Annotated in this window: 22 protein-coding genes; 6 read left to right on the top strand and 16 right to left on the bottom strand. The window is 70.9% G+C overall.

Annotated features, from left to right (window positions below; all coding sequences use genetic code 11):
* The 11 genes from GEV10_02805 to GEV10_02855 form a co-directional block, all read right to left on the bottom strand.
* Window positions 1-843 carry an ABC transporter permease subunit gene (locus GEV10_02805; GenBank protein ID MQA77404.1) on the bottom strand — a complete coding sequence of 281 codons (843 nt, stop codon included), beginning with the start codon at window positions 841-843 and terminating at the stop codon, window positions 1-3.
* Window positions 840-1,736: an ABC transporter permease subunit gene (locus GEV10_02810; protein MQA77405.1), complete on the bottom strand. Its 897-nt coding sequence runs from the start codon at window positions 1,734-1,736 to the stop codon at window positions 840-842. Before GEV10_02810 ends, GEV10_02805 begins: the two co-directional genes overlap by 4 nt.
* Window positions 1,737-1,814: 78 nt before the next feature.
* A complete protein-coding gene (locus GEV10_02815; protein MQA77406.1) occupies window positions 1,815-3,197 on the bottom strand; it encodes an extracellular solute-binding protein in 1,383 nt (460 codons plus the stop codon).
* 389 nt (window positions 3,198-3,586) lie between these two features.
* Window positions 3,587-4,975 carry a beta-glucosidase gene (locus GEV10_02820; protein MQA77407.1) on the bottom strand — a complete coding sequence of 463 codons (1,389 nt, stop codon included), beginning with the start codon at window positions 4,973-4,975 and terminating at the stop codon, window positions 3,587-3,589.
* Window positions 4,972-6,921, bottom strand: a complete 1,950-nt coding sequence (locus GEV10_02825; protein MQA77408.1) for a cellulase family glycosylhydrolase — start codon at window positions 6,919-6,921, stop codon at window positions 4,972-4,974. The genes GEV10_02820 and GEV10_02825 overlap by 4 nt, the downstream gene beginning before the upstream one ends.
* Window positions 6,922-6,939: 18 nt before the next feature.
* Window positions 6,940-7,776 (bottom strand): ABC transporter permease subunit, encoded by an 837-nt coding sequence (locus tag GEV10_02830; protein MQA77409.1) that lies wholly within the window; start codon window positions 7,774-7,776, stop codon window positions 6,940-6,942.
* A complete protein-coding gene (locus GEV10_02835; GenBank protein MQA77410.1) occupies window positions 7,769-8,590 on the bottom strand; it encodes an ABC transporter permease subunit in 822 nt (273 codons plus the stop codon). The genes GEV10_02830 and GEV10_02835 overlap by 8 nt, the downstream gene beginning before the upstream one ends.
* 164 nt (window positions 8,591-8,754) lie before the next feature.
* The gene (locus GEV10_02840; protein MQA77411.1) at window positions 8,755-10,086 is read right to left on the bottom strand and encodes an extracellular solute-binding protein; all 1,332 of its coding nucleotides are present in this window, start codon (window positions 10,084-10,086) and stop codon (window positions 8,755-8,757) included.
* Between the two features lie 108 nt (window positions 10,087-10,194).
* Window positions 10,195-11,217: a LacI family DNA-binding transcriptional regulator gene (locus GEV10_02845; GenBank protein ID MQA77412.1), complete on the bottom strand. Its 1,023-nt coding sequence runs from the start codon at window positions 11,215-11,217 to the stop codon at window positions 10,195-10,197.
* Window positions 11,218-11,279: 62 nt separating this feature from the next.
* The gene (locus tag GEV10_02850; GenBank protein ID MQA77413.1) at window positions 11,280-12,176 is read right to left on the bottom strand and encodes an adenylate/guanylate cyclase domain-containing protein; all 897 of its coding nucleotides are present in this window, start codon (window positions 12,174-12,176) and stop codon (window positions 11,280-11,282) included.
* 94 nt (window positions 12,177-12,270) lie between these two features.
* Complete coding sequence (locus GEV10_02855; protein MQA77414.1) at window positions 12,271-12,699, bottom strand: cyclic nucleotide-binding domain-containing protein; 429 nt, start codon at window positions 12,697-12,699, stop codon at window positions 12,271-12,273.
* A 76-nt stretch (window positions 12,700-12,775) separates the two neighbouring features.
* On the opposite strand from GEV10_02855, the gene GEV10_02860 reads away from it, so the two are divergent.
* On the top strand, window positions 12,776-13,258 hold the full coding sequence (locus GEV10_02860; protein ID MQA77415.1) for an NUDIX domain-containing protein: 483 nt from the start codon (window positions 12,776-12,778) through the stop codon (window positions 13,256-13,258).
* 103 nt (window positions 13,259-13,361) lie between these two features.
* On the opposite strand, the gene GEV10_02865 is transcribed toward GEV10_02860, so the two are convergent.
* From GEV10_02865 to GEV10_02875, 3 genes are read right to left on the bottom strand one after another with little or no spacing between them, the layout of a single operon-like run.
* Window positions 13,362-14,660: an MFS transporter gene (locus GEV10_02865; protein MQA77416.1), complete on the bottom strand. Its 1,299-nt coding sequence runs from the start codon at window positions 14,658-14,660 to the stop codon at window positions 13,362-13,364.
* A gap of 18 nt (window positions 14,661-14,678) precedes the next feature.
* Window positions 14,679-15,665: an acetoin dehydrogenase gene (locus GEV10_02870; GenBank protein MQA77417.1), complete on the bottom strand. Its 987-nt coding sequence runs from the start codon at window positions 15,663-15,665 to the stop codon at window positions 14,679-14,681.
* Window positions 15,658-16,596, bottom strand: coding sequence for a thiamine pyrophosphate-dependent dehydrogenase E1 component subunit alpha (locus GEV10_02875; protein ID MQA77418.1), 939 nt, complete (start codon window positions 16,594-16,596; stop codon window positions 15,658-15,660). The genes GEV10_02870 and GEV10_02875 overlap by 8 nt, the downstream gene beginning before the upstream one ends.
* Before the next feature lie 248 nt (window positions 16,597-16,844).
* Here GEV10_02875 and GEV10_02880 point away from each other — a divergent pair, with 248 nt between their 5' ends.
* Genes GEV10_02880 through GEV10_02900 form a run of 5 tightly spaced genes read left to right on the top strand, consistent with a single transcriptional unit; the run spans window position 16,845 to window position 21,361 of the window.
* Window positions 16,845-18,101, top strand: a complete 1,257-nt coding sequence (locus GEV10_02880) for a 3-carboxy-cis,cis-muconate cycloisomerase (protein MQA77419.1) — start codon at window positions 16,845-16,847, stop codon at window positions 18,099-18,101.
* 11 nt (window positions 18,102-18,112) lie between these two features.
* A complete protein-coding gene (locus tag GEV10_02885) occupies window positions 18,113-18,892 on the top strand; it encodes an SDR family oxidoreductase (protein ID MQA77420.1) in 780 nt (259 codons plus the stop codon).
* A 14-nt stretch (window positions 18,893-18,906) separates the two neighbouring features.
* Complete coding sequence (locus tag GEV10_02890; GenBank protein ID MQA77421.1) at window positions 18,907-19,389, top strand: hypothetical protein; 483 nt, start codon at window positions 18,907-18,909, stop codon at window positions 19,387-19,389.
* Window positions 19,386-20,282, top strand: coding sequence for a cyclase family protein (locus GEV10_02895; protein ID MQA77422.1), 897 nt, complete (start codon window positions 19,386-19,388; stop codon window positions 20,280-20,282). The genes GEV10_02890 and GEV10_02895 overlap by 4 nt, the downstream gene beginning before the upstream one ends.
* 35 nt (window positions 20,283-20,317) lie before the next feature.
* Complete coding sequence (locus tag GEV10_02900; GenBank protein MQA77423.1) at window positions 20,318-21,361, top strand: LacI family DNA-binding transcriptional regulator; 1,044 nt, start codon at window positions 20,318-20,320, stop codon at window positions 21,359-21,361.
* A 10-nt stretch (window positions 21,362-21,371) separates the two neighbouring features.
* Here GEV10_02900 and GEV10_02905 read toward each other — a convergent pair whose 3' ends face one another.
* Window positions 21,372-21,944 carry a DUF624 domain-containing protein gene (locus tag GEV10_02905; GenBank protein MQA77424.1) on the bottom strand — a complete coding sequence of 191 codons (573 nt, stop codon included), beginning with the start codon at window positions 21,942-21,944 and terminating at the stop codon, window positions 21,372-21,374.
* Window positions 21,941-22,790, bottom strand: an 850-nt coding sequence (locus tag GEV10_02910) for an aminotransferase class I/II-fold pyridoxal phosphate-dependent enzyme (protein ID MQA77425.1), incomplete at its 5' end; no start/stop codon positions are given. The genes GEV10_02910 and GEV10_02905, both read right to left, overlap by 4 nt.

Below are 22,790 nucleotides of genomic sequence, written 5' to 3' on the forward strand. Positions count from 1 at the left end.
TCACGCCTTCACCCCACCGGCCGTGACACCGCGCACCAGCGCCCGCTGCGTGAACAGGAAGAACACCACCGAAGGCAGCACGGTGGCGATACCCGCGGCCATGACGGGCCCGAACTGGAAGAACCCGCCGGGCGCACTGCTCAGCTGCGCCAGCTCGACGGTCACGGTCTTCGCCTTGGACCCACTGAGGATCAACGGGATCATGAACTCGTTCCAGGTGTTGATGAAGAGGAACACGGCGGTGGCGACGAGTCCCTGCAGGCTCAGCGGCAGCGTGACGTGGCGGAACACCTGCAGCCGGTTGCATCCGTCGATGCGTGCGGCGAGCTCGACACTGCGCGGCACCTCGGCGAAGAACGTTCGCAGCATCCACACCGCGAACGGTGACAGCAGCGCCGTCTGTACCAGCACGAGCCCGACGATCGTGTCGGCGAGATTCAGGATGCGGCTCATGAACAGGTACAGCGGGATCAGCAGGACGAGGGCGGGAACCGCACGCGCGGCGAGCAGCACGAGGCCGAGGCTCCTGCCTCCGTGCGGACGCAGGCGGGCGAGCGCGTACCCGGCCAGCGCGCACACCACCAGGCACAGCACCGTGGTGGACAGAGCCACGACGGCGCTCGTCCTGATGGCGTCACGGAAGCCGCTCTCGCCGAGCACATCGCGGTAGGCGTCGAGCGACCAGCGGTCGACGCGCGCGAGACCCCGCGCCCTGGTGAAGTCTCCCTGCGGCACGACGCTCGCCAGCGCCATCCACAACGTCGGCCCGATCGACCAGACGACCATCAACGCGCCGGCGAGGTAGAGGACGAGCAGCCGGCGCCAGGACCGGCGGCCGGTCATCCGGCGCCCCTGCGGTCGGCGAGGGCACGCGACGCGACGCGCGCAGCGGCGACGACGACCAGCACGAAGGCCGTCAGGAACCCGATCATCAGGGCCAGGACCGATGCCGCGCCGAAGTTGAGCGACTGGAACGCCTGCTTGTACAGCAGCAGGTTGAGGACGGTGGTCGCGCCCGCCGGACCGCCCTGGGTGAGCGTGTAGAGGACGTCGAACGCCTGCAGCGCCGAGATCACCTGGAGCACCGCTCCCACCGCGAGCACGCCGCGCATCGACGGCAGCGTCACGTGTCGGAGGCGGGCGGCGATCTCGGCGCCGTCGATCTTCGCGGCTTTGTAGAGGTTCGGGTTGAGGCCGCGCAGCCGCGCGAGGAACAGCAGAGTCAGCACGGGAATGCTCCGCCAGGACTCCGCGAGCACCGCCACCGCCATGGCGACGTTCGGCCTGCTCAGCCACCCGACGTTCTGGTCGAGCAGGCCGGTGCGCGTGCCGATGACGTTGACGAGCCCGAAGTTGCCGTCGAAGAGCCACCGCCACATCAGGCCCGAGGCGATCGGCGCGATGATCCACGGCAGGAGCACCGCGATCTGGACGAGAGTACGGCCGCGGAACCTCTCGTTGAGGACGAGCGCCATCACCAGCGCCACCACCAGCGAGAGCGCGACCGTGCCCCCGGCCAGCACGAGCGTGCGCGGGACGGCCGCGTGGAACTGCGGGTTCGAGAGGACGCGCTGCCAGTTGTCCAGTCCGGTGAACGGCCAGTCGGCGTTGAGCGTCGAGCTGTTGATCCGGCGGAAACCCATGGCGAGGCCGTACAACAGCGGACCGACGAGGAAGACCATCGAGACGACGCCGGCCGGGGTCATCAGGACCGTGCCGAGGGTCGAGTCGGACATCTCCCGACCCGTGCCGGGGCCTGCCGTCCGCCTGCCGAGCGCCAATGTCAGCCTTTCCCGTGCGACGAGGCCGGTCGCTCAGCCGTTGTCGGCCCAGTAGTCGTCGACGACCTTCGTCACCTCGCGCTGCATGCCCTTCGTGGCCTCACCTGGATCGAGATCCTTGCGCATGACGTCGCCCACCCACTTCGCGACGACCTCGGAGACGTCGTTGTAGAAGGGCGACCCGGCGCGGTCGGCGGGGAACTCGCCCTGTTTCGCGACGAGCGGCGCCACGGGGATGGCCTTGACGACATCCTTGTCCGACAACGACTTCGTGCGTGCTGGCAGCAGCTTCGCCTCGCCGAGGGACAGGGCCTTCTGCTGCGTCGGACTGGTGATGTACGCGACGTAGTCCAGCGCCGCCGCCTGGTTCTCCGAGTAGCGGCTGACCGCGATGCCCTCGGCGCCGTTGACGCTGCCCGACTCCAGCTCAACCCCGGGGATGAGCGCGGTGCCGAGGTCGTCGAGCTTCATGTCCGACTGCTTGGGATCGGCGACGATCGGGTAGGCCAGCGGGAAGTTCCACGTCATGCCGACGTTGCCCTTGGCGAACGAGAGGGCGGCGTCCTGCGAGCCGTTGTTGCTCCACGTCTGCGGCGACACGGCGCCCGACTTCCCGAGGTCGGCCAGCGCCTGCATCGCGGCCCGGCTCTGCGGGGTGTCGACCGTCGCCTTGCGGAGGTCGGACGAGTACATGTGGCCGTCGGCACTGTTGAGCGCCGGCAGCCACAGCCCGGCGAACACGTCGTTCGCCGTCTGCCCGCCGGTGACGAAGCCGGACGCGTTCGCGCCGCCCTTGCTCTTGACCGCCTTGGCAGCGTCGACGAACTCCGTCCACGTGGCCGGCGGCTTGGCGGGGTCGAGGCCGGCGGCCGTGAAGAGCGCCTTGTTGTAGTACATGATCTGGATCGACGTCTGGTACGGCAGGCCGTACGTCTTGCCCCCCGCCTGCATCGACGACAGCGCCGCCGGGGAGTACTCGGCCGAAACGCCCTTCAGTGGCGCGGACAGGTCCTGGAAGAGCAGCGGACCCATCTGCGCGGTGATCGCGGCCCAGGAGAAGTACATGTCGACGCTGGAGTCCTGCCCGGTCGCCAGCGTGGAGTACTTGCTGAGCAGCTGGTCGAACGGGACGATCTGGAACTCGACGTCGACCCCCGTCTGCTTCTCGAACTCCTTCGTCCCCGGACCGAGCCACTTGTCCAGGGGGTCGGGAACGATGAGGGTGAGCTTCTCGCCCTTGTACTGCTTGGCATGGGCGAGCACCGACTCGTCTGATGCCAGGCGCGACGCGGGGCCGAGCGACGACTCCTCGTCGCCCCCTGACCCACCGCCTCCGCTGCAGGCCGCCGCGAGCGCGACGACGAGGAGCACACCGAGCAGGGAACGGGCACGAGCGAACGATCCGAACGGCATCATCGGTTCCTCCAGCCGCAAACGGCACCGGCTGGTTCGCCACCGCCCCGCCCGACGACGCCCCAGGGTCTTTCTACAGAATATCGAAGATGAACTCTCTATTCTGAATCGTAGGGAGGTGCGCGTAGGCCGTCAAGGTACCCGCACCGGCGCGGCGGGCGGTGCATCGTTGTAAAGGCGGCGTAGCGTGAGGTCGCCGAGCATCCCGAGTCGTGAGGTGAGGCCCAACTTCACATCACGATTCGGGCGTTTCCATCACCTGCAGGTGATGGAAACCCCCGAATCGCAGTGTGAACACCATGGAAGCCCGGCGGCGACCACCCACGGCCAGGCAGTAGCGCAGCCACCGGGAGCGCGGCAGCCACTCACGAGACCACCAGGACGCAACGGAGTCAGCGGGTGACGACCTCGCGGTACCAGTGGTAGCTCGCCTTGGGCGTGCGCCGCTGTGTGGCGTAGTCGACGTGCACGAGGCCGAAGCGCTTCGCGTACCCGTACGACCACTCGAAGTTGTCGAGGAACGACCAGCAGAAGTAGCCGCGGACGTCGACTCCTCCCTCGATCGCGGCGTGGACGGCGCGGAGGTGGGAGTCGATGTACGCGATGCGGTCGTGGTCGTCGATGCGCCCGTCGACGACGACGTCGGGGTACGCGGCACCGTTCTCGGTGAGGTAGACGGGCGGCAGCGACGGGTACGTCCCGTGCAGCCACTCGAGGAGGCGGCGCAGCCCGCCGGCGAGCACCGGCCAGCCCATCGCCGTGCGGGAGAGGTCGACAGGCGGGTTCTCGACGGCGTCGATGTCGGCCGCGGTGCGCCGCGCCGGGTCGGTGTCGGACGTGGGCGCGAACTTCGGGTAGCTCGGGAAGTAGTTGTTGACGCCGAGGAAGTCGAGCGGCTCGGCGATGACATCGAGATCGCCGTCGCGCCGGAACGAGAAGTCGGTGAGCTCGCCCCAGACCTCCCGCTCGCCGTCGGCGTAGTGACCCGCGAGGATCGGCTCGGTGAAGACGCGGTTGCTCATCAGCTCGGTGCGCTTCGCGGCGGCACGATCGGCGGGGACGTCGGTCGCGGGCGTGACGTGGTTGAGGTTGAGCGTGATGCCGAACGTCTCGTCGCCGCGTCGTTGCTCCCGCATCGCGCGGGTCGCGAGCCCGTGCCCGACCAGCAGGTGGTGTGCGGCGGCGAGTGCGCCGTGGCCCTCCCGGAGTCCCGGCGCGTGCCTGCCCTCTGCGTACCCGAGGAACGCGCTGCAGAACGGCTCGTTCAGCGTGATCCACATCGGTACGCGGTCGGCGAGCGCCTCGTGCACCGCGACCGCATAGTCGGCGAACCGCTCGGCCGTGTCACGCACCTGCCAGCCACCGGCGTCCTGCAACGCCTGCGGCAGGTCCCAGTGGTACAGCGTCAGGCACGGGGTGATGCCCGCGCCGACGAGCTCGTCGACGAGCCGCTGGTAGAAGTCGAGGCCGGCCTGGTTGACCGGACCTTTCCCGTACGGCTGGATGCGCGGCCACGCCACGGAGAAGCGGTACGCGCCGACGCCGAGGTCGCGCATCAGGCGCACGTCCTCGGCGTAACGGTGGTAGTGGTCGCACGCGACGTCACCGTTGTCGCCATTGTCGATGCGACCGGGCGTGTGGGTGTAGGTGTCCCAGATCGACGGCCCGCGACCGCCCTCCGTCACCGCGCCCTCGATCTGGTACGCGGCCGTCGCCACGCCCCACACGAACCCCGGCGGGAACGCTGGCAGCGTCTCGTTGCGGTACGTCCCAGCACTCATGAGCGTCCCTCCAACTCCAGCACCTCGACACCGTACGGCGCGAGGGTGACCTCGGCGACGGGAGCGCCACCGCCCAGCGGTCGCAGCTCTGCGTCCCCCGCCTCCGGGACGACGGTCAGCTCGTCCGCGCTCTCGCTGACAAACCACGCGAACCACCGCCCGTCCTCGTGCACGCGCGTGTCCGCGAGCACCCGTGGGTCGCGGACGACCACGCGCCGGCGCACGCGGGCGTACGCGGCGAGCGCGTCGTACAGCCGGTGCCCGTCGTCGGGGTTGACCCACGCCGTGCGCGCCGCCATGTACTCCAGCGGGTACGTGCCGAGCACCATCGCGCCGTCGCCGACCGGGTGCAGCAGCAGGGCGGGCCGTCCACGCCCGTCGACAGCGACGACCTTGGCGTCACGCGCGACCACGGGCAGGTACGCGCGGCTGTGCTCGTTGCCCGCGGCACGGAACCGCAGCACGTCACCCGCGCCGAGCGAGCCGAAGTCCTCGGTCACCGTCAGTTCGACGACGTCGTCCTCGATCGGCTCGACGAGCCCGTACGCGAGCTGATGCTCGACCCCGAACATCTCGTCGAGCTTCGGGAACCACGCGCCGCGGTGGAAGGTGTCGTCCTCGCCCGCGCAGTACGAGAGGTACACGACCGCTCCGCCCTCGGCCAGCTCGCGGAGCCGGTGCCAGGTGGGTGCGAGCAGCTGCCGCGTCGACGGCAGGAGGTAGAGCCGCGCGTCCGCGGTGAGACCGTCAGCCTCACGGGTCACGCCGAGCGGCACGTCGGCCTCACGCGCGGCGACGTACGCCTGACGCATCGCGTCGAACAGCAACGTGCGGTCGGTGGACACGGAGTACGGATAGGCGCTCTCGAAGTACGTCGTGACGACGAGCGCGGCGTCGGCGTCGTCCCTTCTCGTACGCGCGACGTCGACCTGCTCGAGGACCCGGGAGAACGCCGCGAGCTCGCGCAACGCAGCCTTCGGCTCACCCTCGTTCGTGGTGACACCGAAGTGCATCTCGAACGGGTGATGCCGGTACGGGTCCTGGTCGTACAGGTGGTCGTAGTCGGTGTTGTTCCAGGCGAGCCAGCCGGTGGCGCCGGCGAGCAGCGAGGTGTGCAGCACCTGGCGGTGGTAGTGGCCCTGGTACGCCTCCGACGCGGCGTCGGACGACAGGCCGTACTCCTCCAGCACGACCGGCCTGCCGGCCACCGACGCCAGCTCGCAGACGAACGCGGCGGTGAGGTGCTGGCGCACCTGGTCGGAGCCGGTGGGGTACACGTGCGGTCCGACGAAGTCGACGAGCGCGCCCGTCTCGCGCACGGAGTAGCCGTTGTCGCGACCGGTCACCTCGATCCCCCAGGCGCCGTCGCCGAGCGAGACCGGCTGGGTGCCGCCACCCGCCCGTACGGCCTGCACCATCAGCGTCGCCCAGCTCGTGACGTCGGCCGTCGGCGCGGTCGGCTCGTCACGCAGCCGGCCGTAGATGGGCATCTCGTTGCTGATCAGCCAGCCGGTGATCGCCGCGTGGTCGTGCAGCCGCCGGGTCATCTGCTCGACGAACCAGGCCTGCCGCGCGACCAGCCAGACGTCGGCGTACAGGTCGCGACCGTCGCGCCATGCGGGATCCCAGTTCTCGCCCGACATGTGTCCCACGACGAACGTGGGGATCGATGTCATGCCGTGCTCGGTGTGCGCGTCGAGGAAGTCGCGGAAGTGCGTGACCAGCTCCTCGTCGACGCGGTCGGGCTCGGGGTGGAAGTCCGGCCAGTAGAAGAACGACCGTGTCGTCGTGAGCCCGTGCGCGGCGAGCACCGCGAGCTCCTCGCGCACGACGCGTGGATCGTACGAGCGCCACATCAGCGGACCGCCCGTACGCGACCAGAAGTTCACGCCCAGCCAGGTGACGGGATCGCCTCCCGTCACCACGTGCTCGGAGTCGCGCCGCATCGAGTCTCCCGTCCTTCGTTACTTGACCGCGCCCGCGAGCCCGCGGACCAGATGACGTTGCAGCAACAGGAACCCGACGACCACCGGCACGCTCACGACCAGTGACGCGGCCATGACCTGGTTCCAGTAGACGCGGACCTGGGTCGAGTACTCACGCAGCCCGATCGCGAGCGTCTGCGAGGAGTCGTTGGTCATGACCGAGGCGAACAGCGTCTCGCCCCACGCGGTCATGAACGCGTAGATCGCCACCGCGACGATGCCCGGCCGCGCGGCGGGCACGACGATCCGCCACACGATGCGCATCGGCCCGGCGCCGTCGACCATCGCCGCCTCGTCGAGGCCACGCGGGATCGACTCGAAGTAGCCGGCCAGCATCCAGATCGAGAACGGCAGCGAGAACGTCAGGTACGTGAGCACCAGGCCGAGCCTGCTGCCGTTGAGCGCGATGCCGGTGACCTGGCTGATGTTGACGTAGATGAGGTACAGCGGCAGCAGGAAGAGGATGCCGGGGAACATCTGCGTCGACAGCACGGTCATGCGGAAGAACCCGCGGCCGCGGAAGCTGTACCTGCTCACCGCGTACGCCGCGAGGATCGCGATCACGACCGAGAACAACGTGGCGGCGAGGGAGACGAGGAGGCTGTTCGCGAAGTACTTCGCGAGTGGGATCGTCGACCAGATGTCGACGAACGGCCGCAGCGTCACCGAGCTGGGGATCCAGCGGAACTCGCCCTGCACGTCGCCGAGCGGCTTCAGCGCCGAGCTGACCATGACGAACAGCGGCGCGAGCACGAAGACCGTCAGCAGCGTGAGGCCGACGGCCCTGATGACCTGGAACGTACGGGACTCATGCATGGCGGGACCTCCTCGAGGTGAGGACGAGGTACAGCAGCGTCACCACGAGCAGGAAGCCGAGCAGCAGCACCGACATCGCCGAGCCGAGGCCGAAGTTCCACGTCTGGAACGACCCCTGGTAGACGTACATCGTGATGACGTTCGCCGCGGGCGGCACGGAGTTGGCGAACAGCGTGTACGGGATGTTGAAGTCGTTGAAGGTCCAGAGGAACAGCACGAGCACCAGCACCAGGTTGACCGGCCGCAGCATCGGCAGCGTCAGCCTCCTGAACTGCTGCCACATGCCGGCGCCGTCGACCTCGGCGGCCTCGTACAGCTCGTCGGGGATCGACTGCAGGCCCGCCATCAGGGTGAGCAGCGCGAACGGCCACAGCCGCCAGACCGAGACGACGACGATGCTCGCGAACGCGTTGTCGCCGAGCAGCCAGAACGTCGTGCCGTCGGTGATGCCGAGCTGGTCGAGCAGATGGTTGAGCATGCCGTCGTCGCGCGCGAGCATGAACTTCCACGTGATGACCGCGGCGTAGACCGGGATCGCGTACGGCACGAGGAACAGCGTGCGGAGCACGCCGCGTCCGGGAAACCTCCGCTGCAGCAGCGTCGCCCCGAAGATGCCGAGCAGCCACGACAACCCGACGACCAGCAGCGTGTACCCGACCGTCACCCCGAACGACACCAGCATGCCCCTGCCGATGCCACCGTTGACGTCGATCGCGAGGCGGTAGTTCTCGACGCCGACGAACGGCGCCTCCAGCCAGCGCCTGAGGAAGAACACGTTGAGCCGCAGGACGCTCATCACGATCCCGGCGAGCATCGGGATCACGTGGACGAGCAACTCGAACAGGATCGCCGGCGCGAGGAACGCGTACGGCAGCCAGCGTGGGTACAACCGCTTCGCGCGGCCGCGTACCGGCGGGGACGGCCGGTCGTCACCACCAAGGGTGACGCCGGTCGTCCCCGCGGCACTGCTGCTCACGCTCAGCTCCCGCCGCTCTTCATCTTCTCCTGTGCGTTCTCCAGCGTCTTGCGCACGTCGGCGTCGGTGACCGACTTGCCGGTGGCGGCCCTGGCGATGAGATCCTTCATGCCGTTGCCGACGGTGGTCTCGAACTGGCTCTCGTTGGCGATCATCGGCATCGGCGCCGCCGTCTTGGCGAGCACGTCGACGAACACCTTGTTCTCCGGTGTCTGGAAGTCGGGGTGCTGCGACGCCTCCTGCGTGACCGGCAGCGCGCCGAACGACTTGTTCAGCGAGACCTGCGTGTCCTTGCTCGTCATGAAGTCGACGAACTTCAGCGCGCCCTCCTCGTTCTTGCCCGAGAACGCCGCGATGTTGATGCCCGCCACGTGGCTGTTGATCTTCTCGCCACCGGGCGGCAGCGGCGACACGATCGGGATGGGCGCGACGCCGAACTCGTCCGCCTTCATGCCGCCGGCCTCGATGCCCGCCGCGGTGTTGTTCTGCCCCATCAGCATCGACGCCTTGCCCGAGGTGAAGTCGGCGATCGCGTCGGTCGTCGTGGTGTGCTCGGCCGAGCTCGGCGTCGCCACCTTGTGCTTGCCGAGCAGGTCGACGTACTGCTGGATGCCCTTGACGTTCTGGTCGGTGACGAACGTCGGGTCACCCTTGTCGTCGAAGTACTCCCCGCCCTGCTGCTTGCCGAACATGAACGCGAAGTGGGAGTTCTCGGTGTAGCTGGCGCCGGCGAGCGTGAGGCCGTACTGCTTGCCGCCGGGCTTGGTGAGCTTCTTGGCGTCGGTGACCAGCTGGTCCCACGTGGTCGGCGGTGTCGTGAGGCCGGCGTCGGTGAAGTGCTTCTTGTTGTAGAAGACGCCGTACGAGAGCCCGTACAGCGGCACCGAGGTCGGCGTCTCGCCGGGCACACCGGTCGAGCTCATGCTGGTGGCGAGGAACTTGTCCTTACCGCCCACGGACTTCATGGTCTCGCCGTCGAACGGCACGAACGCGCCGGTCGCCTGCAGCGATGCCGACCATGTGTTGCCGATGTTGACGACGTCCGGCGAGTCACCGGAGGTGGTCGCCGACATGATCCGGTTGAGCAGGTCGTTCCAGCCGATGACCTGGAGGTCGACCTCGATCCCGGTCTTCTCGGTGAACTTCTTCAGCTCCGGGGTGAGGACGTCCTTGTCGTTCTGGATGCTCGTGCCCTGGTTGCTGGCCCAGTACGTGATCTTCTGCGCGTCGGCGTCGCCGCCGGATCCTGAGCAGGCGGTCAGGCCGCCCGCGGTGGTGACGAGGGCCGCGGTGAGGGCGTCGGCCAGTTTCCGCCGTTGCACGATGACTCCCATGTCTCGGTGCCACACGGTCGGCCGGTGATGAACCGGTTAAGAACCTGGATGCTAAACCATCCGCCCGGATTTCTGAACCGGTTCACTGTCCGTAATTCCCGGACGGACTCAGGCAGGCGTCGCGGGGGTCGTGCTGGGGCGGACGGTGAGGCGGCGGGGGGCGAGCCAGCGATCGGTGGCGCGGCCGGTCTCGATGTGCTCGAGCAGGAGCTCGGCGGTGACGACGGCCTCGGCGGTGACGTCGTGGGAGAACGCGGTGACCGCCGGGCGGACGAGCTCGCACAGCGGGGAGTCGTCCCAGGCGAGGACGGCGACGTCGTCGGGCACGCGGACGCCGTCGGTGGTCAGCTCGGCCACCGACGCCGCGGCCATCAGGTCGTTGTCGAAGATGATCGCGGTCGGCGGCTCGGCAGCGTCGAGCAGGCGGCGGGCGGCGACGACGCCCTCGCTCGCGGTGTAGTCGGCCTCCTCCTGCGGCTGCTGCGCGCCGAGGATCGTGACGCAGGCCTCGGTGAAGTAGCGCCACCGGCGCGCCGCGTGCTCGAGGCGCCGCGGGCCGGACACCCGGGCGATGCGATGGTGACCGCGCTCGGCGAGGTGGTGCACGGCGCGGATCATGTCGTCGTGGTCGTCGACCCGGGTGCCCGGTACCCCCGGGTACGCGCGCTGCGCGCCGTGGACGACCGCGGGGATGCGCAGCTCACGGCACAGGTCGGGACGCGGGTCGTCGGTGCGCAGGTCGGAGAGGAGCACGCCGTCGATCCGGCGGCCCGCCCACCAGCGCTTGTACGTGTCGAGCTCGGCCGGGATGTCGTGCACGATGGTCAGCAGCAGGCTCAGCTCCTGCCGGGCGAGCACCTCCTCGATGCCCGCGACCATGCTCATGAAGAACGGCTCCGTCGCCACGAGCTCGGGCTCGCGCACCGCCACCATGCCGACGGCGCCCGCGCGGTCGTTCGACAACGCACGTGCCGCGCTGCTCGGCACCCAGCCCATGGAGTCGGCGATGGCGAGGATGCGCTCCCGGGTGGCTGCCGAGACGCCCGGCCGGCCGTTGAGGGCGTACGAGACCGCGCCCTTGGACACGCCGGCGGCCTTCGCGATGTCGACGATCGTCGGACGCCTGCCCATATCCCGCCTCCCCCCGGACTCCCGAGCTGACTGAACCGGTCAAGCGTAGCGCCGGGCGGAGTTCACCGCCGGTGCAGCGCCCACGGCTCGAGTCGGGCGTAACCGCGCACCGCGACGCGACGCAACCGGCGCAGCTCGTAGTCGGGCACCTCGGCCAGCGCCTCGTGCAGCGCGCGGTCGACGAGCACCGAGGACGGGCGAGCGAGCGAAGTCAGCCGTGCAGCGACGTTGACGACCGGGCCGTACACGTCGCCCAGCCTGCTGAGCACCGGACCGTAGGCCAGGCCGACCCGCAGCGCGGGGAAGCCGTCGTCGGCGTCGGTGCGCTCGACGAGGTCGAGCGCGAGGCCGGCCGCGCCCCGCGGGTCGTCGGCCACGAACATCACCTCGTCGCCGATCGTCTTGACCACGCGTCCGTGGTGCGCGGCGACGATCTCCGACGACGCGTCCTCGAAGTGCTCGACGAACGCGCCGAGCTCGGCGTCGCCCGTGGTGCGGCTGAACCGGGTGAACCCGACGACGTCGGCGAAGCCCACCACGACCGTCGTGGACGTCGGGTCGGCGGCGGACACCGGGAAGAGCCGGCCGGCCGCCGCCGCGAGGTGGCGTCGCCAGACGTACGACTGCATCTGCTCCATGACGGGGACGAGGGCCGCGACGGCCTCGGCCATCCCGCCCTGCTCGGTGCCCGCCCGCTCGGGATCGGCGACGGCGTCGCGGAGCACCCGGATCTGCCAGTCGGCGAGGCGCGACATCGTCTGCCCGACCGACCGGGTGAGCGACGCCTCGGCATCCCTGTCGATGACGCCCTGGTCGACCATCGCCGCCACCTGCGCGAGCGCGCGGACGTCGTCGTCGGTGAACACGACCGCGTCGTCCCCCGGGCCGACGAAGCCGAGTGCGCTCCACAGCCGGTTCGCGCGTTCGAGCGGGACGCCCGCGCGCTCGGCCACCTGCATCCGGGTGTACCGGCGCTCGCCGCCGAGCAGCGCACGTTCGAACGCCTCGAGCGACGTGGTCGACTCGTCCGCTCCGCCACCGGTCACCCGGAGGTCACGGTTCCTTCCGCGACCTGGCGCTGTTGTCGGCCTGCCGTACGGCGACCGCGCCGTCGACGGCGTCGCGGAACGCCGGGATGCGGTCGTACAGCGCGCGGAACGCGGCCGGCGTGAAGTGCAGCATGCGTGCCGGCGTCAGCGCGGAGACCGTCGCCGTGCGGAGCCGGCGCTCGCGGATGCCGATCTCGCCGACGAGGTCGCCGGGACCGAGCTCGGCGATCTGGTCGCCGTCGGCCACCACCGCGAGGCTGCCCTCGATCACCAGGTACGCCTTGTCCGGCGCCGTCGACTGCGCGATCGGCGACCACCCCTGCGGGACGGCGACCTCCTGACCCGCGTCGCAGACCTCGCGCATCTCCTTCTCCGAGAGGTCGCCGAACCTGGGCAGCTTGCGCAACGGCCTCGGCCACTCCAAGAACCCCATCAGCGTCCTCTCCGGGAGCACGGCGCGCTACTCGTCGGTACGCAGGATACGCACCGCGCTGCGGCAGGATGAAGGCGTGAGCGAGAAGAAGCGGAAGCGCAGCGCAGGGATCCTGCTCTACCGGCAGGGCGGCGGCACCCTCGAAGTGCTGCTCGGCCACATGGGCGGGCCCCTGTGGGCGCGCCGCGACGCGGCCGCCTGGTCGGTACCCAAGGGCGAGTACGAGCCGGCCGAGACGCCGGAGGCCGCGGCCCGCAGGGAGTTCCAGGAGGAGCTCGGCCTGCCGGTGCCCGACGGCGAGCTCGTCCCGCTCGGCGAGGTCGTCCAGTCCAGCGGCAAGGTCGTCACGGCCTGGGCGCTCGCCGGCGACCTCGACCCCTCCGCGGTCGTCCCCGGCACGTTCGAGATGGAGTGGCCGAAGGGCTCGGGACGCGTCCAGGAGTTCCCCGAGATCGACCGCGTCGCGTGGTTCACGCTGGACGAGGCCCGCGACAAGCTGGTGAAGGGCCAGCGCCCCCTCCTCGACCGCCTCGCCGCAGCCGTGACGTCCGACCGTTGATCCCGGCCTCTGCCCCTGCCCCGTTGATCACGTGAACGTGATCAACGGGGACTTCACCTCGTGCCGGGACGAGGTGAAGTCCACCTCCGTGAGGTGAAGCACCTCACTCGGACGCCAGCGCGGCCGTGACCTGGCCGCCGCTCGTGACGGCACCCGCCGCACCGTCGCGTACCCACAGCAGCACCATGACGGCGCCGGCGACGGCGAGTGCGCCACCGACGACGAACGCGGCCGCGTAGCTGCCGGTCACCTGCACGATCGCACCGGTCACGATGGGCGCGAGGATGCCGGCGAGGGTCGAGCACATCTGGATGACACCGGCGAGACGTCCGGTGTGGCGGCCGGGCGCGACGGCGACGACGAGTGCCTGGTACTGGTAGCTCGCGAGCAGGAACAGCGTCGCGACGCAGACGAGCACGAGTCCCAGCGTCGGCGACGCGAGGAACGGCGACGGCGCGAAGCACGCGGCGGTCGCGAGCAGGCAGCCGACGATGATCCACTTGCGCGGCGTCACCAGGCTGCCGAACCGCTTGATCAACCGGTCGGCGACGAGGCCACCGCCGACGAGGCCGATGGTCGCGGAGATCCACGGCAGCGTCGCGAGACCAGCGAGGTCGGCCTTGTCGACGCCGCGCGCGTCGACGAGGTACTGCGGGTACCAGGTGAGGAACATGAACAGCACCCACGAGTACGCGAAGAACGCCATGGACAGCGCGATGACGTACCTGCTGCGGAGCAGCTCCCAGAAGCGACCCGAGTCGCGCTTGCCGTCGCTCTCCTCGGCGGAGACGTGGTCGGCCGTGATGTACGCCGTCTCCGCCTCGTTCGCGCGCGGGTGCACCTTCGGCCCGTCGCGGGCGACGATCCACCACATGACGGTCCACACGACGCCGACGGAGCCGAGCAGCACGAACGCCCAGCGCCAGCCGAGCGTCGTGCACGCCCACACGACGAACGGGGTCGCGATGATCGGCCCGACCGTCGTGCCCGACCGGGCGAGGTTGAGCATCGAGGACGTCAGCCGGCGCGGGAACCAGCTCGCCGTCAGCTTCGTGCTGATCGGCGCCTGTGGCCCTTCGCCCGCGCCGAACAGCAGCCGCGCGACGATGAACGACCCGGCGTTCCACGCGCTCGCCGTCAGCGGGATCGTCAGCGACCACACGAGCATGCAGATCGTGTAGGCGCGGCGCACCCCCACCCGGTCCGCCATGATGCCGCCGATGAGGGCGAACGGTGAGTACGTCCAGAAAAACGCGCTGAGGATGACGCCCCACACCGCCGGCGCGAAGTCGAACTCCGCGAGGATGAACGGCGCGGCCACCGACAGCGCGATCCGGTCCCCGTAGTTGATCAGGCAGGCCATGAAGTTCATGGCGAACACCTGGTAGCGCACCTTGGTCATCGTCGACTCCAGCAGTGGTCAGGCGGCTGTGAACTCGCGCAGCGCGTGGTGGACGGTGTCGGCGTCGGGGAGCAGGGCGGCGGCGAGCTCGGGAGCGGCCGGGATCCGGGTGGCAGGAGCGCCGACGCGCAGCGGCCGCCCGGACAGCACGCCGGCCTCGGCCGCGCGTGTGACGACCTCGGCCCCGAAGCCCGCGCACACGCCGGCCTCGTGGACGACGGCGAGACGCCCGCCGGTGCGCGCGACCGCCCGCAGCACGGTGTCGTCGTCGAACGGGTTGAGCCACGGCGTCTCGACCACCGTGACCGCCACCGACTGCTCGGCGAGCCGGTCGGCGGCGGCGAGCACCTGGTGCGTGACCGCGCCCCACGTGACCACGGTCGCGGCATCGCCCGTGCGGCGGACGTGCGAGCCGCCGATCCGCGACACCGGTCGGCCGGTGACGATCTCCTGCTTCTCGCCGAAGTAGAGCGTGCGGTTGTCGACCACGACGACCGGGTCGTCGTCGTGCACGGCCGCGACCATCGCGTCGTACGCGTCCTGCGGTGTCGACGGCATCACCACGCGCAGGCCCGGCGTGTGCAACAGGAACGCCTCGAGGTTCTGCGAGTGCTGCGCGCACGCGCCCGGCGAGTTGCCCTGCTGAGTGCGCACCACGAGCGGAGCGGTCAGCCGGCCCTCGGAGACGTAACGCACGTTGGCTGCCTGGTTGACGAGCTGGTCGAGCGCGACGAGCAGGAAGTCGGCCCACATGATCTCGACGATCGGCCGGCGACCCATCATCGCCGCCCCGACGGCCGAGCCGAGGATGGCCGACTCGCTGATCGGGGTGTCGAAGACCCGGTCGCCGAAGTCCTTCCACAGCCCGCGCGTCACGCCGTGCACCCCGCCGGGCTTCGCGACGTCCTCGCCGTAGAGCAGCGTCTCCGGGACGTCGGCGAGGCAGCGGCGCAGCGCGGCGTTGACGGCGCCGGCGTAGTTGACCGTCAGCGTCGACTCAGGCATACAGGTGCTCCCTCACGCGTGCGGCGTCGGCGGGCGGATCCGCGAGCGCGGCCGCGGCAGCGCGGTCAACCTCGTCGCGGGCGCGCGCCTCGATCGCGGCGCCGTCGAGCCCCTCCCGTGCCAGTGCCGCTTGGGCCCGCGCGATCGGCTCGGCCTCGGCGTCGGCGGCGAGCTCGTCGCGGGTGCGGTACTGCTGCGGGTCACCCACGTAGTGCCCGACGAGCCGCTGCGTCACGAGCTCGACGAACGCGGGGCCACCACCCTCCCTCGCCGCCTCGGCCAGGTCGGCGACCACCTCGCGCACCGCCGCCGGGTCGTTGCCGTCGACGCGTACGGCCGGTATGCCGAGTGCGACGGCACGGTCGGTGAGCCGGTCGCCGCGCATCATGTCGCGGATCGGCGTGAGCTCTGAGTACCTGTTGTTCTCGCAGCAGAAGAGCACCGGCAGGTCGAGGACCGCGGCGAAGTTCATCGCCTCGTGCACCGCGCCCTGGTTCATCGCGCCGTCGCCGAAGACCGTGACGGCGAGGCGGTCGGTGCCGTCGTGGCGTCCGGCCAGCGCCGCGCCGACGGCGTGCGACGCGCCGGCACCGACGATGGAGTTCTCGCCGTGGAAGCCGTGCTCGGGAGCGCTGAGGTACGCCGACCCGCCGCGACCGCCGTTGACCCCGGTGGCGCGCCCGAGCAGCTCGGCGAACAGCGGCCGCAGCGGCGCGCCGCGCGCGATCGCCCAGCCGTGCCCACGGTAGGTGGCGAAGAGCGCGTCACCCTCGGCGAGCTCGCCGCAGACGCCGACGGGCCCCGCCTCCTGGCCGATGCACAGGTGGACCGACCCGCGGACGTCGCCGGAACCGCACCACGCCTGCACCCTCTCCTCGAAGGCCCTGATCCGCCACATCGCGTGCAGGTCGGCCTCGAGCCGTTCGCGCATCCTCGCGCACCTCTCTGCAGACAAACGTTTGACCGCACTGTAGACGCGGGTCGCCCGGAGCGCAAGGTTGCCAGTGAACCCCGACCGCTCTACGGTAGACAAACGTTTGATCGTCGAGACGAAGCGGGGAGCACCATGCGGGACGGGGCGACGCCGTGAGCATGCAGCGGTTCGAGCTGCTCGTCGGGCTCTACGGCGACGACCGCACCGCGCAGATCCTCTCCGCGGACGCGTCGATCCGCTCCTGGCTGCGCTTCGAGTCCGCGCTCGCCGCGGCCCAGGCGGACGTCGGCGTGCTCACCGCGGAGGACGCCGGCGCGATCGCGACGGCCGCGGTGCCGGAGAACGTCGACGCCGACCGGCTCTGGAAGGAGTCGCGCAACGTCGGCTACCCGATCCTGTCGCTCGTCCGCCAGATCGACGCCGCGCTCCCCGAGGATCGCCGCGGCCGGGTGCACTACGGCGCGACGACACAGGACGTCATGGACACCGGACTCGCCCTCCAGCTCGACGAGGCGGCGGCGCGGCTGTCCGAGCTGCTCGCGTCCCTCGGCGACGCCCTGGCGCTGCTGGCGGAACGCCACGTCGACACGGTCGTCGCGGCTCGCACGCACGCGCTGCAGGCCGTCCCCACCACGTTCGGCGCGAAGGTCGCGACGTACGTCGGCGAGCTCGCCCGCCACCGCGACCGGCTCGCCGCCGCGCGCGAACGCACCGCTCTGGTCTCGCTGTTCGGCGCGGGCGGCACGTCGGCGGCGTACGGCGAGCACGCCACTGCCATCCGCCACCGGGTCGCCGAGCTGCTCGGCCTCGGCACGACCGACGTCCCGTGGCATGTCGCGCGCGACGGGATCACCGAGTTCGGCACCGTCTGCGCGCTGCTCTGCGCGACCTGTGCGCGTCTCGCGCGCGAGGTCGTCGACCTGTCGCGTACCGAGATCGGGGAGGTCGCGGAGGCCGCCGGCCACCTGCGCGGCGCGTCGTCCACCATGCCGCAGAAGGTGAACCCGATCGAGTCCGAGGCCGTGATCGGGATGGCGGCGACGGCGGGTGCGCTCACCTCGGCGCTCTTCCGCGCGATGGAGGCAGGGCACGAGCGCGCGGCCGGGGAGTGGCAGATCGAGTGGCAGGCGCTGCCGCAGCTCGTCGTGCTCGCCGCGGGCTGCCTGCGCTCGGCCGGCTCGATCGCGTCGGGCCTACAGGTCTTCCCCGACGCCATGCGCCGCAACCTCGACGCGGACGGCGGCATGGTGATGGCCGAGGCGTACATGATGCGGCTGGCACCCGTCCTCGGCCGGGAGAACGCGCACGACGTCGTCTACGACGCGGTGCGCACCTGCCGCACCACCGGCAGGCCGCTCGCGGAGGTCCTCGGCGAGGTGCTGCCCGCCGAGGCCGCGCGTGCCGTCGCGACGGAGCTCGCGCCCGAGTCGTACGTCGGGCGCCCGCACGAGACCGTACGCGCCGCGCTCGCAAGGTGGCGCGACCCGCAGATCGACAGCTGAACGGAGCGAGCATGGGACGGTTCGACGGGCGCACGACAGTGGTGTCCGGCGCGGGCGGCGGCATCGGCCGGGCGTGCGCCCTGCTGCTCGCCGCCGAGGGCGCACGCGTGGCGTCGTTCGACCTCGCCGACGAGCAAGCGCGCGAGACCGCGGCTCTCGTCACCGCAGCCGGCGGGATGGCCGCGGCGTACACCGTCGACGTCACGTCGGCGGGTGCGGTCGACGACGCGGTGGAGCGCGCGGAGCGCGACCTCGGCCCCGTCACGCTCGCGGTGAGCGCCGCGGGGATCATCCGCAACGCCCCGTTCCTCGAGCTGTCGGAGGCGTCCTGGGACACCACGATGGCGGTGAACCTGAAGGGCACGTTCCTGCTCCTGCAGGCGGTGGCACGACGTGCCGTCGCGCACGGCGGTGGGTCGCTGGTGGCGATCGCGTCGGTCGCGGCGCGGGGCGGTCGCGCGACGAGCGCCGACTACGCGGCGAGCAAGGCGGGTGTCGTGAGCCTCGTCCGCTCCGCCGCGCTCGCACTCGCCGACGCGGGAGTCACCGTCAACGCCGTGTGCCCCGGCATCGTCGACACCCCGATGACGAGGGCGATCCACGTGGAGCGCGCGGCGATCGCCGGCATCACCCCGCAGGAGTCGTTCGAACGGCTGGCCGCGACGATCCCGCTCGGCCGGATCGAGACGCCGCAGGAGGTCGCCGAGTCCGTGGCGTTCCTGCTGTCACCCGCGGCGTCGTACGTCACCGGCCAGGCGTTGAACGTCTGCGGCGGCCTGGAGATGGACTGAGCGAGAGGAACCGCATGCTGCACGGTGTCTGGCACTTCAGCTTCACCGTCGCCGACCTGGACAGGTCGGTGGCGTTCTACGTCGACCAGCTCGGGTTCGTGCTCGTCCACACCCAGGAGCAGAGCAACGAGTACACGAGCCGGCTGGTCGGCTATCCCGACGCTCACCTGCGCGTGGCGCAGCTCGCGGTGCCCGGCCAGCCGCGCGGCCTGTCGAGCCACGACCTCGAGCTCGTGCAGTACGTCCACCCCAAGGGCTCGCGCGGCGAGGCAGAGATCTGCAACCCCGGCGCGGCACACCTCGCGCTGACCGTCGACGACGCGCACGCACAGTACGACCGGCTCGTCGCCGCGGGCGTGCGCTTCTACTCGCCACCCAACGCGATCACCGCGGGCGTCAACGAGGGCGGCTGGACCTGCTACTTCGAGGACCCCGACGAGATCGTCCTGGAGATGGTGCAACCGCCCGCACACCGACTCGCGGAGGCGACGTCATGAACGACGATGCGATCGTCGCGCTGTTCGACCGTTGTTCCAACACCGGACGCTGGGGCGATGACGACGAGCTCGGCACGCTCAACCACATCACCGACGCCAAGCGCCTTGCGGCCGCCGGCCTCGTCCGGCACGGGCGCACGGTGTCGATCGGCAAGGACCTCTCGACCGTCGCGGACCGGCTCAACACCGTCCCGATGGTGCACCGCCTGCTGTACGACCAGGAGACGCCGGTGTCGGCGCTCGACAGCGTCGATGTGGCGCCGCACGGCTTCGCGATCACCCACCTCGATGCGGTCGCGCACATCTTCTGGCGCGGCAACGCGTACAACGGCAGGCGTGCGGCCGACGTGTGGCGTTCGACCGGCGGACTGACCACCGGATCAGTGCACGCCCAGCGCGACGGCATCATCACCAGGGGCGTGCTGCTCGACGTCGCCGGCGTCCGCGGCGTGCCGTACCTGCCGCCTGGCGACACCGTCACCCCCGACGATCTGACGGCCGCCGAGGAGCGTGCGGGCGTACGTGTCGAGACCGGCGACGCGATCTTCGTGCACGTGGGCGTGGAGCGGCGCGAGGCCGAGCACGGCATCGAGGATCCGAGCCTGCGCGCGGGGCTCGACGCCGCGTGCCTACCGTGGCTCTTCGACCGCGAGGTGGCGGTGTACAGCGGCGACTGCGTCGAGCGGGTCCCGTACCCCAGCGAGGCGGTTCCGCTGCCACTGCACCAGATCGGGCTGGTCGCGATGGGACTGGTGCTGCTCGACTGCCCGCGCCTCGCCGACCTCGTCGCGACCTGCACAGAGCTGGAGACGAGCGCGTTCCTGCTCACCGTCGCCCCGTTACGCATCCCCGGCGGCACCGGATCCGCGGTCAACCCGCTGTGCCTGTTCTGAGAGGCCGACCGCCGGAGGAGTCCTAGGGTGGGTGGATGACGCAGAGCACGCCGCCGCAGCGGGGCACCCAGGCGAAGGTCACGCTCGCCGACGTGGCGACGCTGGCCCGGGTCGACCGGTCGGTGGTGTCACGGGTGATCAACGGCGACCCGCGGCTCAACGTGCGCCCGGAGACCAGGCAGCGCGTGCTCGACACCGTCGAGAAGCTCGGTTACCGGCCCAACGCGGCGGCTCGCAGCCTGCGTACCGCGCGCGCGTACATGTACGGCCTGTTCATCCCCGACTTCGCGAACCCCGTCTACGCCGAGATCATCAAGGGCGCCGAAGCGGCCGCCGGCCGGCTCGGGTTCGGGCTGATGACCGCGAGCTCGGTGGGCGTGGGACTCGGCGTCGAGCACTACGCCGACCTGCTCGCCCAGGGCCGCGTCGACGGCATGCTCTTCGCAGGAGAGGAGTCCGGGCGCGAGCTGGAACGGTTGCGGGACAGGCGGATCCCGTGGCTGCTCGTCAACCGCCGCGTCGAGGGCTCGGACCGTTACGTCATCCTCGACGACGAGGACGGCAGCAAGCGCGCCGTCGAGCACCTCGTGTCGCTCGGCCACGTGCGCATCGGCCACGTCGCCGGCCCCGAGATCGCCGACACCGCACGCCGGCGCAAGGCGGGCTACGTCGCGGCCATGACGCGCGCCGGCCTCGACCCCGACCCGCGCCTGGTCGTCCACGCCGACTACACGCCGACCGGCGGCGCCGAGGCGATGACGGCGCTGCTCGCCGTCGACCCGCCGCCCACCGCCGTGTTCGTCGCCAACGCCGCGTCCGCCGTCGGCTGCCTGCACGCCGCACACCTGCAAGGATTCACCGTGCCGCGCGACGTCTCCGTGGTCGCCGTGCACGACATGGCGTTCGCGAGTCACCTCACCCCGGCGCTGACAACCGTACGGATGCCCCTGGAGCAACTGGGCCGCCGCGCCCTGGAGGTGCTGGCGTCCCACGGTCCCGACGAGCCGATCCGCGAGGTCGTCACCGAGCCGGTCGAGATGCTGGTGCGCGACTCGACGGCTCCCCCGCGCCCCTCGTGACGGCAGCGACTCAGTGCGCCTCGCAGCGGCGGGAGAGGCGGACCAGGGCGTAGGCCGTAAGGCTCACGGACAGCGGGAGCAGCGGCGGCGCGACCGCCGTCGCCATCGCCGCCATGGCGATGACCGCCATGCCGAGCACCGTGGTGACGGGGTGGCGGACGGCGAGCGCCGCGGAGTCGCGCAGCAACGTCCGGCGCGACGACCCGTCCCTGGCGAGGAGCGCGAACACCTGGACGAGCATGGCGGTGAGGATCAGCGCCGCGGCGACCGCGACGCCGAGGACGAGGGCGCGAAACGGCGCGCCGTCGGCTCGGAGGCCGTAGCTGACGTCGACCACCAGCACCGCGGCCGCGACCAGGGCGAGCACGCCGACGACAAGGCTCTCCCGCCAGCGCCGCCTGAAGCCCTCGACGAACGTCGCCCAGACCGGCGGCGGTCCCTCGTCCCATGCGCTCATCACCGTGAACAACGCCACCGTCGCCGGCCCTATGGTCACGACGGGCACGCACGCGACTACCCACAGGATGCCCGCACCGAGGACGCACCACAGTGCGTCGGCCGCCCGGCCGAGCGGCGTGCTCATGCGCCGGTCGCCTGCCCGCTCAACGCGTTCCAGCACGAGACGAGGCGTACGAGACCCGCGTGGAGCACCTCGAACGGGACCGCGTAGCCGATCCGCAGCCACTCGTCGAGTGCGTCGTGACAGCTGAAGGTGGGTCCGGCGAGGACGTCGACGCCGGCGCGTCCGGCGCGTTCGGCGAAGGCGGTGGCGGACCAGCCTTCGGGCAGCTCCACCCACATCGACCCGCCACCTGCCGGCACCCGCGGACGCCAGTCGGGCAGCTCAGCCGCAAGCGTGTCGAGCACTGTCGCGCGCGCGGCGCCGAGTGCCGCACGTCGCGCGGCACGAGCCTCGTCCGCGCGACCGAGCAGGCGTGCGGTGACGAGCTGTGCCGGTATCGACGTGCCGAGATCCTCGGCGCCCTTCACGACGGTCAGGCGGTCGACGGTGCTCCGGTCGGCACGCAGCCAGCCGACCCGCAGGCCGCCCCAGAAGCCCTTGCTCGCCGAGCCGATCGTGACGATGCGGCCGCCGTGGGCGGCGAGCGGCCTGGGCATCGGCCCGTCGACGAGGACGTCCGCCGTCGCGGCGTCATCGACGACCGTGAAACCGAGATCGGTCGACATGCGCGCAACGGCCGTGCGCGCCTGGTTCGGCAGCACGGCGCCGGTGGGGTTGTTGACCGTCGACTGCAACAGGACGAACGCCGGCCGGTGCCGGCGGACCGCGACCTCGAGTGCATCCACCGCCACGCCGTGGTCGCCGCTCGGCACGCCGACGAGCTGCGCGCCGGCGGTGCGGAGGATCTCGATCGCGCCGCGGAACGACGGCTCCTCGATGACCACGGTGTCGCCGGGACGCAGGAGC

The organism is Streptosporangiales bacterium (genome assembly GCA_009379955.1).
GTDB lineage: Bacteria > Actinomycetota > Actinomycetes > Streptosporangiales > WHST01 > WHST01.